Raw genomic sequence first — 12,683 nt, forward strand, 5'->3', positions numbered from 1 at the left:
GCCTTTCTCGTACCCCGAGGCCGTTCCTCTCCGCATCCGAACCCCCATCGGAAGGAACGACACCCGCCATGGACCTCCCCCGTCTCCTCTCCCGCCTCCTCGACGACTCCTGCCCGCCGTTCGCCCTGCTGCGCCGGCGCACACCGGGCCGGGACCACGACACCGTCGAGGTGCTGATCGGCCCGGTGCACGAGGCCGGGCGGCTCGCCGAGCTGCCGGTGGGCCCGCGGCCGACGCTGGCGCTCGTCCCGTTCCGGCAGATCCGCGAGCGCGGCTTCGAGGTGCGCGACGACGGCACCCCGCTCTCCGTACTGGTCGCCGAGGAGGCCTACGAGCTGCCGCTCGCCGAGGTCCTGGACCGGCTGCCGGCCCATGACGTACGGGTCGAGGGCGGCGGGTTCGACGTCGGCGACGAGGAGTACGGCCGGATCGTGCGGCGGGTGATCGACGAGGAGATCGGCGGCGGCGAGGGCGCGAACTTCGTCATCCGGCGCACCTACACCGGCGAGATCCCGGGCTTCGGGCGGGCCGACGCGCTGGCCCTGTTCCGGCGGCTGCTCGCCGGCGAGCGGGGGGCGTACTGGACCTTCGTGGTGCACACAGGGGACAGGACGCTCGTGGGCGCGAGCCCGGAGGTGCACGTGCGGATGTCCGGCGGGACGGTCGTGATGAACCCGATCAGCGGCACCTTCCGCTACCCGTCGGGGGCCGCGCCGACCGCCGAGCAGCTGCTGTCGTTCCTCTCCGACCGGAAGGAGACCGAGGAGCTCTCCATGGTGGTCGACGAGGAGCTGAAGATGATGTGCACCGTCGGCGACCGGGGCGGGGTGGTGATCGGGCCCCGTCTGAAGGAGATGGCCCACCTCGCCCATACGGAGTACGAGCTGCGCGGCCGGTCCTCGCTCGACGTGCGCGAGGTGCTGCGCGAGACGATGTTCGCGGCGACCGTGACCGGCTCCCCGGTGCAGAACGCCTGCCGGGTGATCGAGCGGCACGAGGTCGGGGGCCGCGGCTACTACGCGGGGGCGTTGGCCCTGCTCGGCACCGACGAGAACGGGGCGCAGACCCTCGACTCCCCCATCCTGATCCGCACCGCCGACATCTCGCCCGGGGGGCGGCTGCGGGTCCCGGTCGGCGCGACCCTCGTCCGGCACTCCGACCCTGCGGGCGAGGTCGCCGAGACCCACGCCAAGGCGGCGGGCGTGCTGACCGCGCTCGGCGTGCGGGAGGGGCGCCCCGCCGACGCGGGCACGGTGCCGCCGCGACTGGCGGAGGACCCCAGGGTCCGGGCGGCGCTCGACGCGCGCCGGGCGGACCTGGCGCCGTTCTGGCTGAGGATGCAGGCCCGTTCCGCGGAGCTGTCGGGGCACGCGCTGGTCGTGGACGCCGAGGACACCTTCACGGCGATGCTGGCGCACCTGCTGCGCTCCTCGGGCCTGGAGGTGTCGGTGCTGCGCTACGACGAGCCGGGGCTGCGCGAGCTGGCGCTGGCGCACGAGGGGCCCGTGGTGCTCGGGCCCGGTCCCGGGGACCCCTCGGACGCCGCCGACCCGAAGATGCGCTTCCTGCGCGGGCTCACCGCCGAGCTCCTGCGCGGGCACCGGCACGGTCTGCTCGGGGTCTGCCTGGGCCATGAGCTGATCGCGGCCGAACTGGGCCTGGAGATCGTCCGCAAGCGGGTCCCGTTCCAGGGCGCGCAGGTGCGGATCGACCTGTTCGGGCAGGAGCGCACGGTCGGCTTCTACAACAGCTTCACGGCGCGGTGCGACGAGCGGACGGCGACCGAGCTGGCGCTGCACCGGATCGAGGTGAGCCGGGACACGGGCACGGACGAGGTGCACGCGCTGCGCGGGCCGGGCTTCGCGGGCGTGCAGTTCCACCCGGAGTCGGTCCTGACGAAGGAGGGGGCCGCCGTGACCGCCTCGCTCCTCGCGGGCGTGCTCGTCTAGTCGCTACGGCGTCGTCGGCGGCGTCTGCGTACGCGGCACCAGGACGTTCTCGTCGCGCCGCCGCGCGAGGTAGTTGAGGACGTTCTGGACCGTGGTGTCGATGATCTGCCCGACCGCGTCGACCGTGTAGTAGGCCTGGTGGGAGGTGACCACCACGTTGGGGAAGGTCACCAGGCGGGCCAGGGTGTCGTCCTCGACGACCTCCAGGGACCTGTCGAGGAAGAAGAGCCCGGCCTCCGCCTCGTACACGTCGAGTCCGACGCCCGTGAAGCGGCCCGCGCGCAGTTCGCGGACGAGGGCCTCGGTGTCGACGAGGCCGCCGCGGCTGGAGTTCACCAGGATGGCGTCGCCCTTCATCATGCCGAGCGCGGCGGCGTCGATGAGGTGGTGGGTGGCCGGGAGCAGCGGCACGTGCAGGCTGATGAGGTCGGCCTCGGCGAGGAGCTGCTCCTTCTCCACGTACTTCATGCCGAGTTCGAGGCAGGCGGGGTTCTCGACGACGTCCCAGCCGAGCAGGTTCATGCCGAAGCCGTGGGCGATCCGGGTGAACGACTCGCCGATCTTGCCGGTGCCGAGGACGCCGACCGTGCGCCCGCGCAGGTCGCGGCCCATGAGCCCGTCGAGCCGGAAGTCGAAGTCCCGGGTGCGGTTGGAGGCGCGGACGATCCGCCGGTTGACGCCCATCGCGAGGGTCCAGGCGAACTCGGCGACGGAGTAGGGCGAGTAGTACGAGACGCGGGCGACCGTGAGCCCCAGCCGCTCGGCCACGTCGAGGTCGATGTTGTTGAAGCCGGTGGAGCGCTGGGCGATCATCTGGGTCCCGCCGGCCGCGAGGGACTGCAGCACCCGGTGGTTGAGGTTGGCGTTGACGCTGGTCGACACGACCTCGTAGCCGGCGGCGATGGGGGCGGTGTCCTCGGTGAGGAAGACGTCCACGCAGCGCACCTCGTGGTGCCCCGCGAAGGCCTTCTCGATCAGCGGCTTCTCGTCCGTCTGCACACCGAATGCCAGGATCTCCACGGGCCCTCCAGGGATTGCGCCGTATATGTCTGGTTACGGGAGCGAATATACGGGCTCCCCCGGCGGGCCGCCCTCAGCCGAAGAACACCCCCGCCTCCGCGTACAGCGCGGGGTCGACCGTCTTGAGCCGGGCGGTGGCGGCGGCCAGCGGGACCCGGACCACCTCCGTGCCGCGCAGCGCCACCATCGTGCCGTGCGCCCCGTCCCGTACGGCGTCCACGGCGTGCAGCCCGAACCGGGTGGCCAGCCAGCGGTCGAAGGCGCTCGGGCTGCCGCCGCGCTGGACGTGCCCGAGCACGGTGGTGCGGGCCTCCTTGCCGGTGCGCCGCTCGATCGCGGCCGCCAGCCACACCCCCACCGAGCCCTCGACCACGAGGCCGTCGCGTGGCCGCGCCCCCTCGGCGACGACGAGGATCGGGGCGTACGTGGCCTCGAAGCGGGAGGCGACCCAGGCGCAGACCTGGTCGAGGTCGAAGCGCTGCTCGGGGACGAGGATGACGTTGGCCCCGCCGGCCAGCCCGGCGTGCAGCGCGATCCAGCCGGTGTGCCGGCCCATCACCTCCACGACGAGGACCCGCCGGTGGGAGTCGGCGGTGGTGTGCAGCCGGTCGATGGCCTGGGTGGCGATGCCGACGGCGGTGTCGAAGCCGAAGGTCCAGTCGGTGGCCGACAGGTCGTTGTCGATGGTCTTCGGCACGCCCACGCACGGCACCCCGTGCTCGGCGTGCAGCCGGGCGGCGATGGCCAGGGTGCCGCGCCCGCCGATGGCGATCAGCGCGTCGGTCCGGCGCTTGGCCAGCTGCTCCCCGATCCGCCGCACCCCGTCCGGGACGCCGAAGGGGTCGGTGCGGGAGGAGCCGAGCACGGTGCCGCCGCGCGGCAGGATGCCGCGGACGGCCCGCACGTCCAGCGGGACCGTGTCGCCCTCGACGACCCCGCGCCAGCCGTCGCGGAAACCGGTGAAGCTCCAGCCGTGCTCCTGGACGCCCTTGCGGACGACCGCTCGGATCACCGCGTTGAGCCCGGGGCAGTCGCCGCCGCCGGTCAGCACACCGACGTGCATGGGCACTCCTTCGCCGTACGTGGGGGGATGCGGCCCACGCTAGTGGTGGGCCGGGTCGCCCCGACACGGCGAACCGAGTGAATCAGGCGTCGTCGAGGCCGCGCTCGATGGCGTACCGGACGAGCTCGACCCGGTTGTGCAGCTGCAGCTTGCCGAGGGTGTTCTGGACGTGGTTCTGCACCGTGCGGTGCGAGATGACCAGCCGCTCGGCGATCTGCTTGTAGCTCAGCCCCTTGGCGACCAGGCGCAGCACCTCGGTCTCCCGCTCGGTCAGCTGCGGCGCCTTCGGCTCGTCGGCGCCGGCCGCCGGGAGCGGCTCGGAGGCGAGCCGCCGGTACTCGCCGAGGACCAGGCCCGCCAGGCCCGGCGTGAAGACGGGGTCGCCGACGGACGTGCGGCGCACCGCGTCGATCAGCTCCTCGGTGCTGGCCGACTTCAGCAGGTAGCCGGTGGCGCCGGACTTCACCGCCTCCAGGACGTCGGCGTGCTCGCCGCTCGCGGAGAGCACCAGGACCCGCAGCCGCGGGTCGGCGCCGACGAGCTCCTTGCAGACCTGGACGCCCGGCTTGAGCGGCAGGTTCAGGTCGAGGACCAGGACGTCCGGGCCGGCGGCCGCCGCGCGCCGCACCGCCTGCTCGCCGTCGCCCGCGGTGGCCACCACGTCGAGGCCCGCCTCGGCGAGGTCGCGGGCCACCGCGTCCCGCCACATCGGGTGGTCGTCGACGACCATCACCTTGATCTGCTGCTGCTCGCTCACTTCGTTCCCGCCTTCCCCCGCCGCTCCCGCGGTGCCCGCGGGACTTTCAGTTCCACTTCGGTGCCCTGGCCCGGGACCGAGATCAGTTCGGCGCTGCCGCCGAGGTCCCGCAGTCTGCCCCGGATGGACAGGGCGACGCCCATCCGGCCCTCGCCCTCGGCCTGGGCGAGCCGGCCCTCGGGGATCCCGGGGCCGTCGTCCCGGACCGTCACGATCACCTCGTCGCCCCAGTCCTCGACCAGGATCCAGGCCCGCGCGCCGTCGCCCGCGTGCACCCGCACATTGTCCAGGGCGGCGCCGACGGCGGCGGCCAGTTCGCGGGCGGCGGGGGGCGGCAGGAGGACCGGGGTGCCCGGGTCGGACAGGGTCACCCGGGAGCCGGCGCGCGGCACGAGCAGGGCGCGCAGGTCGAGGTCGGCGCCGGAGCGGAGCTCGTCGTCGGGCTCCTCCACGACCCGGACGACCGCGCCCTCGGACTCGTCCTCGGAGACGTACGAGGTACGGGTGAGCCCGCCGGCGACCAGGGTGCGCAGGGCGACCTCCTGCTCGCCGGCCATCCGGCCCAGCTCGGCCGCCTCGCCGCCGAGCGCGGTGCCGCGCCGCTGCACCATGGCGAGGACCTGGAGCACGCTGTCGTGGATGTCGCGGGCGAGCCGCTCCCGCTCGCGGGTCGCGGCCTCGATCTCCAGGGCGCGGGCGAGGGTGCGCTCGGAGGCGCGGGCGACCTCGACCACGTACCCGATGGCGATGGAGGCGACCCAGACGAGCAGCACGTTGTGCAGGGTGTCGCGGCTGGGGTGGCCGCGCTCGATGATGTTGGCGACGGCCACGAGGGAGGAGGCGAAGCCCGCCCAGCGCCAGCCGCCCTTGATCGCGTACGCGAGGACGGCGCCCGCCGTCCATATGGAGGGGAGGGTGGTGCCGTCCATCGACTGGGCCTGCTCGTCGGCGAGCGGGGTGAGGAGGATGCCGGCGAGGGCGAGGGTGAGGTCGGCGACGAGGAAGCGCCGGGTGCAGCTGACCGCGCTCGCCACCTTGGGGAGGGTGGCGAGGGTCCAGACGCACATGACGGCGAGGAAGCCGACCGCCACCCAGGGGCGTTCGTAGCGGCCGTGCCCGAAGGCGAAGAGCAGTACCGCGTAGATCATCGTCAGGACGCGGTACGCGGTGAGCGCGCGCCACAACGGCTGCTCGACCGACATGCGCACGACCCGTTCGCGCCTGGCCATCTTCCCCACCCCTGGGCGCTCCCCTCGTCAGAGGGTCAGGCGCCGGACTCTTCCCGTGCCGCGATCTCGGCCTTGACGGCCTCCTTGGCGGCCTTCTGGGCATCGGCGATCTGCCGCTTGGCGGCGGTCGCGTAGATGTCCACGTACTCCTGGCCGGAGAGCTTCATGATCTCGTACATGACCTCGTCCGTCACCGAGCGCAGGATGAAGCGGTCGCCCTCCATGCCCTGGTAGCGGGTGAAGTCGAGCGGCTTGCCGATCCGGATGCCCGGGCGCATCAGCTTGGGGACGACCTTGCCGGGCGGCTGGATCTTCTCGGTGTCGATCATGGCGATCGGGATCACGGGGGCGCCGGTGGCGAGCGCCACGCGGGCGAGGCCGCCGGGCTTGCCGCGGTACAGGCGTCCGTCGGGCGAGCGGGTGCCCTCGGGGTAGATGCCGAAGAGGCCGCCGCCCTCGATGACCTCGATGCCGGCCTTGATCGCCGCCTCGCCCGCGCCGCGGGCTCCGGAGCGGTCCACCGGGAGCTGGCCGACGCCCTTGAAGAAGGCGGCCGTCAGCTTGCCCTTGACGCCGGGGGTGGTGAAGTACTCGGCCTTGGCGATGAAGGTCACCTTGCGGTCGAGGACCGCGGGCAGGAAGAAGGAGTCCGAGAAGGAGAGGTGGTTGCTCGCGAGGATCGCCGGCCCCTCGGCGGGGATGTTCTCCAGGCCCTCCACCCAGGGCCTGAAGGCGAGCTTCAGGGACCCGCCGAGAGAGAACTTCATTGCGCCGTAGATCAACTCGCCATGCCTTCCGTGTGCCGTCACGACGACTTTATCCCGTACGGGCCCGGCCGGACCGCCGTGGGCGGCGCGGGCGCACCGGGCCGTCGTGCTCCTTCGTGCGAACGGCCCTGGTCGGTGTCGGTCCGGTCGCGTACGGTGAAAGCCTTCCCCTTTCCGTCGCCGCTTCGGGCGTCCGCGAGAGCCAGGCCCGAAGTCGAACCCGAACAGGAGACCCCGTGCCGGTCCTTCCTGGAGCCGAGCCGTACCGCCACGAGGGCGGAGAGGTCGGCGTACTCCTCTGTCACGGATTCACCGGTTCCCCGCAGTCGCTGCGTCCCTGGGCCGAGTACCTGGCCGAGCGCGGCCTCACGGTGTCGCTGCCGCTGCTGCCCGGGCACGGCACGCGCTGGCAGGACATGCAGCTCACCACCTGGGAGGACTGGTACGCGGAGGTCGACCAGGCCCTGCGCGAGCTGTCCGCCCGCTGCGAGCGGGTCTTCGTCATGGGCCTGTCGATGGGAGGGGCGCTGACCCTGCGGCTCGCGGCACGGCACGGCGAGGCGGTCAGCGGCATCGTCCTGGTCAACCCGGGCAACAAGGTGCACGGCCTGGCCGCGAAGGCGCTGCCGGTGGTCCGGCACCTGGTGCCGTCGACCAAGGGCATCGCCAGCGACATCGCGAAGCCGGGCGCGGCCGAGGTCGGCTACGACCGGGTGCCGCTGCACGCGGCGCACTCGCTGCGGCGCTTCTTCCAGGTCGTGGACGCGGAGCTGCCGCAGGTGACGCAGCCGATGGTGCTGCTGCACAGCCCGCGGGACCACGTGGTGCCGCCGGTGGACTCGGCGCGCGTGCTGAGCCGGGTCTCGTCGACGGACGTGAAGGAGGTCCTGCTGGAACAGAGCTACCACGTGGCGACGTTGGACCACGACGCGGAGCGGATCTTCGATGAGAGCTGGGCGTTCGTGTCCCGGCTCGCTCCGGAACTCGTCGGCGAGAAGGGGAGCGCGAGCGGTGGCTGAGCAGCAGGACGGGGAGCGCGAGCCGCAGCCCATCGACGAGGAGGCGGCCTGGGCCGCGATCGTCGCGGGCTACGGCGAGGAGCCGGTGGACCCGCCGGGCACCAGGCCGTTCCGGCCGGTGGAGGACCTGGCGCTGCCGCCGATGCCCGAAAAGGGCGGGGCGGCGGCGAAGCCGGACAAGTTCAGGAAGCCGGCGGCCGAGGACGAGGGCGCGGCGGGCGCGGCGGGCACGGAGGACGCCGAGGGCGGGGCGGACGACGCCGACGGCGCGAACGGCACCGACGGCACCGACGGTGGCTCCGAGGGGGCCGGGCGGCCCGCGCTCGGCTCGTCGATCGTCTTCGCGCCGGGTGTGGGCGTCGGCCCGCGCGACTACTCGGTGGCCGACCCGGACGAGGCGCCGGAGGGCGCGAAGGGCAAGGGCCGCAAGGGCGCGGACGATTCCGACGAGGGCCATTTCGTCCCGCCGGAGCCGCCGCCGCTGCCGGAGGCCGACACGACGACCAAGTTCGCCTGGCTCGCGGTGGTCGGGGGCCCGGTCCTGCTGCTGCTCGCGGTGCTGCTCCAGTGGGACATGACCTGGTGGCTGACCACCCTGTGCGTGGGCGGCTTCCTGGGCGGCTTCGTGACGCTGGTGGCCCGGATGAAGCACGACGACGAGGACGAGGACGGCTTCGACGACCCGGGGCGCGGGGCGGTCGTGTAGCTCCTCAGGAGGGGGACGCGGCAGGGATACGGACCACCGCCAGCACCGGCAGGTGGTCCGTCGCCGTTCTCAGGTCGTGCGGGTCGAGGTCCGTGGGGACGCCGCAGGTGAGGATCTCGATGCCCGGGGTGGCGAGGACCGCGTCGATGCGCTGGTGCGGGGCGGTCGTGCCGAAGGTGTGTTCGGCGCCCCAGGGGCTGGTGGCCCAGCCGTCCTGGAGCTCCTTGGCGAGGCGGCCGAAGCCGCGCCCGCCGGGGCCCTCGTTGAGGTCGCCGGCGACGATCACGTGCGGGGTGCCGAGGGCGGCGACCCGGTCGAGGACGAGCCCGGCCTGGGCGTAGCGCTCGTCGGCGCGCAGGCTCAGGTGGCAGCTGACGAGTCCGACCCGGGCGCCGCCGAGGCGGACCACGGCGGTGGCGAGGCCGCGCCGGTGGAGTCCCGGGGTGAGCGGGAGGAGGACGTCCTCGGTGCGTTCGACGGTGGCCCGCAGGGAGCACAGCAGCATGGGTCCGGCGGCGGTGGCGCCGCCGCCGAGGACCACGAGTTCGCTCTTGGCCGCGAGCCGGGCCGCGTGCTTGCGCCAGCGGAAGAAGCGCGGGGCCTCCTGGACGAAGACCAGGTCGGGGGCGCAGGCCCGGATCACCCGGGCGAGGGCGTCCTCGTCGTCGCGCATCGAGCGGATGTTGTAGGACAGGACCCGGACGACGGCCGAACCGTCCGATTCCGTACGGGACTTGGGCAGCTCGCTGATCGAGGTGTTCGCACCGGTCGCCATGGGCCCAAGATAGGCGCAGTGCCCGCCGCGCCCCAGAGGGCGCGACGGGCACTGCCGCGAAGGGGTGGCCGCCGGGAGTCAGCCCTGGCGGGCCAGGTCGGCCGCGCCGACCAGTCCGGCCTTGTTGCCGAGCTGCGCGGCGAGCACCTGCGCGTGCGGACGCCACTGGCCGCCGATCAGCCAGCGCCGGAAGGACTTGCGGATCGGGTCCAGGACCAGCTCGCCCTCGTCGGAGACGCCGCCGCCGACGATGAACGCCGAGGGGTCGAAGAGCGAGGCCAGGTCGGCGAGGCCCGCTCCGGCCCAACGGGCCAGCTCGCGGAAGGAGTCGACGGCGACCGGGTCGCCCGCGCGGGCGGCCTCGCTGATGTGCTTGCCCTCGATGCCCTCGGGGGTGCCGTCGCCGAGCCCGAGCAGGACCGCGGCGTGCTCGGGGGTGGCGGCGGCGCGCTGCTTCGCGTACCGGACGAGGGCGCGGCCGGAGGCGTACTGCTCCCAGCAGCCCTGGCTGCCGCAGCCGCACAGCAGGCCGTCGGGGACGACCCGGATGTGGCCGAACTCGGCGGCGACGCCGAAGCGGCCGCGGCGCAGCTTGTTGCCGATGATGATGCCGCCGCCGAGGCCGGTGCCGAGGGTGATGCAGATGACGTCCTCGTGGCCCTGGCCGGCGCCGAAGCGGTACTCGCCCCAGGCGGCGGCGTTGGCGTCGTTCTCCACGACCACGGGGAGGCCGACCCGCTGCTCGACCTTGTCCTTCAGCGGCTCGTGCCGCCAGTCGATGTTCGGCGCGAAGAGGACGGTGGCGCGCTTGTCGTCGACGTAGCCCGCGGCTCCGATGCCGACGGCCTCGATCTGGTGCCCCTTGCCGGCCTCGGAGACCGCGGCGCAGATGGCGTCGACGATGCCCTCGGGGGTCGGCGGGGTGGGCACGGTGTGGGTGTCGAGGATCTTGCCGTCCTCGTCGACCACGCCGGCCGCGATCTTCGTGCCGCCGATGTCGACGCCGATGGTGAGTGCCATGTGTCCCTCAGTTTTCGGTCGAGCCCCGCTAGGGCCAACCGTACCCGAGGGGGAGGGCGCTCCCGATCAGTCCAGATCGATGTGCTGCCCGGTTCCCGGGCCTTCGTCGCGGCCCTCGTCGCGCGGATCACCCGGTTCCGTGCCGCGGGTGTCGCCGCGGGTCCAGCGGGTCTCGTGGCCCTGGACGGCCGAGCGGTAGGCGGCGAGGAGCTCGTTGCCGGCGGCCGCAAGGTGGTCGAAGACCTCCGGATTGCGCTCGATGACGGGCTCGACCAGGGACTTCGCCTGGTTGACGACCTGGTGGACGGTCTCGGCGGCCTGGCCGCCGAGGAGGGGGCCGCCGAGGGTGCCGGAGAACTTCTCGGCGACGGCCTCGAACAGCTTGCGGAACTCCTCGGCCGGGGTGCCGGGCTCCTCGCCGCGCTCGGCACGGCGGCGGGCCTTCTCGGCCTCCAGGTCCTCGGCGCAGGCCTTGGCCCAGGCGTCCCCATCGCTCATGGCGTACTCCTCAGGTTCTCTACCGTCGACGGTACACGCCTCGCGGGGGCTCAGGGAGCGGCCTTCGGCCAGAGTCCGGGGTCGGGAGTGAAGCGGATCCGGAGGTCGCCCTCGACGAGTCCGGCGCCGGTGACGGCGCAGCGGCGCAGTACGGCCGGGAGCGGGACGTTGCGGCGGAAGGGTCCGGCGGAGAGGAGCAGTTCGTCGCCGCGGCGGACCAGGGAGAGGGCCTCCTTGACGGCGCCGGGCAGCGGGACGTGCCAGACCAGGATGCCGTCCGCCTCGCGCCGGTCCTCGACCCGCCAGCCGGGCGCGGGGGCGGCGGGCCGGTCCTCGACGGCGAGCAGGGCGAGGTCCTCGGGGCCGCGGGGCGCCCGTCCGAGGTGCGGCAGCTCGCGCACGGCGGGGTGCTCCTCGCGCAGGGCGGCGAGGTGTCGGTGCTGCTCGGCGGCGAGGCCGGCGAACCAGGGGTCCGCGGAGTCGGCGGGCAGCACCCGGTTGGCGACGACGGCGTCGAGGGCGAGGCCCTGGAGGGCGAGGCCGAGGCGGGCGGTGCGCAGGGCGTCGGAGGCGGCGGGTCCGGGCTCGACGACGAGCCGGACGCGGGTGTCCGGGGAGTCGACGACGTCCTGGACGGCGGCGAGCTCCGCCTCCCAGCGGGCGGTGGTCTCGTACAGCCACTGTGCGGGCAGGGGTACGCCGGCGAGCTGGGCGAGCATGGGGCGCAGCGCGCGGGCGGCCTGCCGCTCGGGGGGCAGCAGGCGGCGCAGGTAGCGGCGCAGCTGTTCGGGCAGGGCGAGCAGGGCGAGGGCCTCGCGCAGCGGGGGCAGGTCGACGACGACCAGGTCGGCGTCGGTGGCCGCCGCGTCCCGTACGGCCCTGAGCAGGGCGAACTGGGCGCTGCCGGGGAGCTCGGTGAGCTCGGCGTCCTCGAAGGGGGTGGTGCCGAGGAGGTCCAGGGCGGTGGCGGAGCGGGACTGGAGGGCGAGGAACTCCCTGCGGAAGTCCGCGGCGGGTTCGGGGGTGAGGAGGCGGAGGGTGTCCGCGGAGGTCGTCGACGCGGGGTCGGCGTCCGCCGACACCAGCTGGACACGGCGGCCCGCCTTCGCCTCGGCGAGGGCCGTGCCCGTGGCGACGGCGGTGCGTCCGGCTCCGCCGGTTCCGGTGACGAGGATGATCCGCATGGGGCGACCGTACCGGTGCCCCGCGCCGTCCCGTGCGCCCACCCGTCCCGCCCCGGCGGGACGAGCCCCCACGGGGCCGGAGCCGGGGGCGGGCAGGCAGACGGACGGGCGGACGGACAGGGCCAGGGTGGAGATCCCGGGAAGGTCGGTCTCTCGGTTACTTCGCCGACTCGACGCGCTGCTTCAGGCCCTGGAGGGCGCGGTCGATGATGACCTTCTCGGCCTTGCGCTTGATCATGCCGAGCATGGGGATCTTGACGTCGACGGTCAGCTGGTAGGTGACCTCGGTGCGGGCGCCGCCGGCGGCCGGGGCGAGGCGGTAGGAGCCGTCGAGGGAGCGGAGCATCTGGGACTTGACGAGGGTCCAGCTGACCTCGTCGTCGCCGGTCCAGGTGTAGGCGAGAGTGTGGTCGTCCTTGATGGCGCCCGCGTCGAGGAGGAGGCGGACCTTCTCCGCGCGGCCGGCCCCGTCGGTCTCCAGGACCTCGGCCTCCTTCACCTCGCCCGTCCACTCGGGGTAGCGCGCGAAGTCGGCGATCACGCTCATGACCTCGGCCGGGGCCGCCTCGATGGTGATGCTCGAGCTGGTGTGTTCCGCCATCGCGGGCGCTCCTCGTAAGGACAGGTGGGGGACGGTACGGATCGTGCGGTGACCTACGTCGGAAAAGAGGCTATCGCGCCGTCATCGGGCATCCG

General features: G+C 73.6%; 13 protein-coding genes. 3 read left to right on the forward strand and 10 right to left on the reverse strand.

The genetic code is table 11. The features are described 5' to 3' along the window. The first annotated feature begins 68 nt into the window (after positions 1–68). Entirely contained in the window at positions 69–1,949 is a 1,881-nt protein-coding gene (locus tag OG309_RS10165) for an anthranilate synthase family protein (RefSeq protein ID WP_329419906.1), read from the forward strand. Between the two features lie 3 nt (positions 1,950–1,952). Here OG309_RS10165 and OG309_RS10170 read toward each other — a convergent pair whose 3' ends face one another. The 5 genes from OG309_RS10170 to OG309_RS10190 all read right to left on the reverse strand — a co-directional run bounded on the left by OG309_RS10170 (position 1,953) and on the right by OG309_RS10190 (position 6,785). Next, a complete protein-coding gene (locus tag OG309_RS10170) occupies positions 1,953–2,969 on the reverse strand; it encodes a 2-hydroxyacid dehydrogenase (RefSeq protein WP_329419907.1) in 1,017 nt (338 codons plus the stop codon). A gap of 73 nt (positions 2,970–3,042) precedes the next feature. Next, positions 3,043–4,032 (reverse strand): ATP-dependent 6-phosphofructokinase, encoded by a 990-nt coding sequence (locus tag OG309_RS10175; protein WP_329419909.1) that lies wholly within the window; start codon positions 4,030–4,032, stop codon positions 3,043–3,045. 82 nt (positions 4,033–4,114) lie between these two features. Continuing rightward, entirely contained in the window at positions 4,115–4,789 is a 675-nt protein-coding gene (locus OG309_RS10180) for a response regulator (protein ID WP_402546522.1), read from the reverse strand. Further along, positions 4,786–6,018, reverse strand: a complete 1,233-nt coding sequence (gene macS, locus OG309_RS10185) for a MacS family sensor histidine kinase (RefSeq protein WP_329419911.1) — start codon at positions 6,016–6,018, stop codon at positions 4,786–4,788. Before macS ends, OG309_RS10180 begins: the two co-directional genes overlap by 4 nt. 35 nt (positions 6,019–6,053) lie before the next feature. Beyond that, on the reverse strand, positions 6,054–6,785 hold the full coding sequence (locus tag OG309_RS10190) for a lysophospholipid acyltransferase family protein (protein WP_402546524.1): 732 nt from the start codon (positions 6,783–6,785) through the stop codon (positions 6,054–6,056). A gap of 236 nt (positions 6,786–7,021) precedes the next feature. On the opposite strand from OG309_RS10190, the gene OG309_RS10195 reads away from it, so the two are divergent. Further along, positions 7,022–7,804, forward strand: a complete 783-nt coding sequence (locus tag OG309_RS10195) for an alpha/beta hydrolase (RefSeq protein ID WP_329419913.1) — start codon at positions 7,022–7,024, stop codon at positions 7,802–7,804. Beyond that, positions 7,797–8,510, forward strand: coding sequence for a hypothetical protein (locus OG309_RS10200; RefSeq protein ID WP_329419915.1), 714 nt, complete (start codon positions 7,797–7,799; stop codon positions 8,508–8,510). Before OG309_RS10195 ends, OG309_RS10200 begins: the two co-directional genes overlap by 8 nt. A gap of 4 nt (positions 8,511–8,514) precedes the next feature. On the opposite strand, the gene OG309_RS10205 is transcribed toward OG309_RS10200, so the two are convergent. The 5 genes from OG309_RS10205 to OG309_RS10225 form a co-directional block, all read right to left on the reverse strand. Further along, positions 8,515–9,285, reverse strand: coding sequence for an endonuclease/exonuclease/phosphatase family protein (locus OG309_RS10205; RefSeq protein WP_329419917.1), 771 nt, complete (start codon positions 9,283–9,285; stop codon positions 8,515–8,517). 78 nt (positions 9,286–9,363) lie between these two features. After that, positions 9,364–10,305 carry an ROK family glucokinase gene (locus tag OG309_RS10210; RefSeq protein WP_329419919.1) on the reverse strand — a complete coding sequence of 314 codons (942 nt, stop codon included), beginning with the start codon at positions 10,303–10,305 and terminating at the stop codon, positions 9,364–9,366. A gap of 66 nt (positions 10,306–10,371) precedes the next feature. Beyond that, positions 10,372–10,803, reverse strand: a complete 432-nt coding sequence (locus tag OG309_RS10215; RefSeq protein WP_329419920.1) for a DUF5304 domain-containing protein — start codon at positions 10,801–10,803, stop codon at positions 10,372–10,374. A 50-nt stretch (positions 10,804–10,853) separates the two neighbouring features. Further along, positions 10,854–11,987, reverse strand: coding sequence for an ArsA family ATPase (locus OG309_RS10220; RefSeq protein ID WP_329419921.1), 1,134 nt, complete (start codon positions 11,985–11,987; stop codon positions 10,854–10,856). Positions 11,988–12,144: 157 nt separating this feature from the next. Further along, positions 12,145–12,588, reverse strand: a complete 444-nt coding sequence (locus OG309_RS10225) for an SRPBCC family protein (protein WP_329419922.1) — start codon at positions 12,586–12,588, stop codon at positions 12,145–12,147. Positions 12,589–12,683 lie beyond the last annotated feature (95 nt).

The organism is Streptomyces sp. NBC_01268, assembly GCF_036240795.1.
In the GTDB taxonomy this organism is placed as follows: Bacteria; Actinomycetota; Actinomycetes; order Streptomycetales; family Streptomycetaceae; genus Streptomyces.

What these genes read in the sequence shown, in the direction of transcription:
- OG309_RS10165 (WP_329419906.1), top strand. Translation starts at nt 69, where the DNA reads ATGGACCTCCCCCGTCTCCTCTCCCGCCTCCTCGACGACTCCTGCCCG.
- OG309_RS10175 (WP_329419909.1), bottom strand. Translation starts at nt 4,032, where the DNA reads ATGCACGTCGGTGTGCTGACCGGCGGCGGCGACTGCCCCGGGCTCAAC.
- macS (WP_329419911.1), bottom strand. Translation starts at nt 6,018, where the DNA reads ATGGCCAGGCGCGAACGGGTCGTGCGCATGTCGGTCGAGCAGCCGTTG.
- OG309_RS10190 (WP_402546524.1), bottom strand. Translation starts at nt 6,785, where the DNA reads ATGAAGTTCTCTCTCGGCGGGTCCCTGAAGCTCGCCTTCAGGCCCTGG.
- OG309_RS10205 (WP_329419917.1), bottom strand. Translation starts at nt 9,285, where the DNA reads ATGGCGACCGGTGCGAACACCTCGATCAGCGAGCTGCCCAAGTCCCGT.
- OG309_RS10210 (WP_329419919.1), bottom strand. Translation starts at nt 10,305, where the DNA reads ATGGCACTCACCATCGGCGTCGACATCGGCGGCACGAAGATCGCGGCC.
- OG309_RS10215 (WP_329419920.1), bottom strand. Translation starts at nt 10,803, where the DNA reads ATGAGCGATGGGGACGCCTGGGCCAAGGCCTGCGCCGAGGACCTGGAG.
- OG309_RS10220 (WP_329419921.1), bottom strand. Translation starts at nt 11,987, where the DNA reads ATGCGGATCATCCTCGTCACCGGAACCGGCGGAGCCGGACGCACCGCC.
- OG309_RS10225 (WP_329419922.1), bottom strand. Translation starts at nt 12,588, where the DNA reads ATGGCGGAACACACCAGCTCGAGCATCACCATCGAGGCGGCCCCGGCC.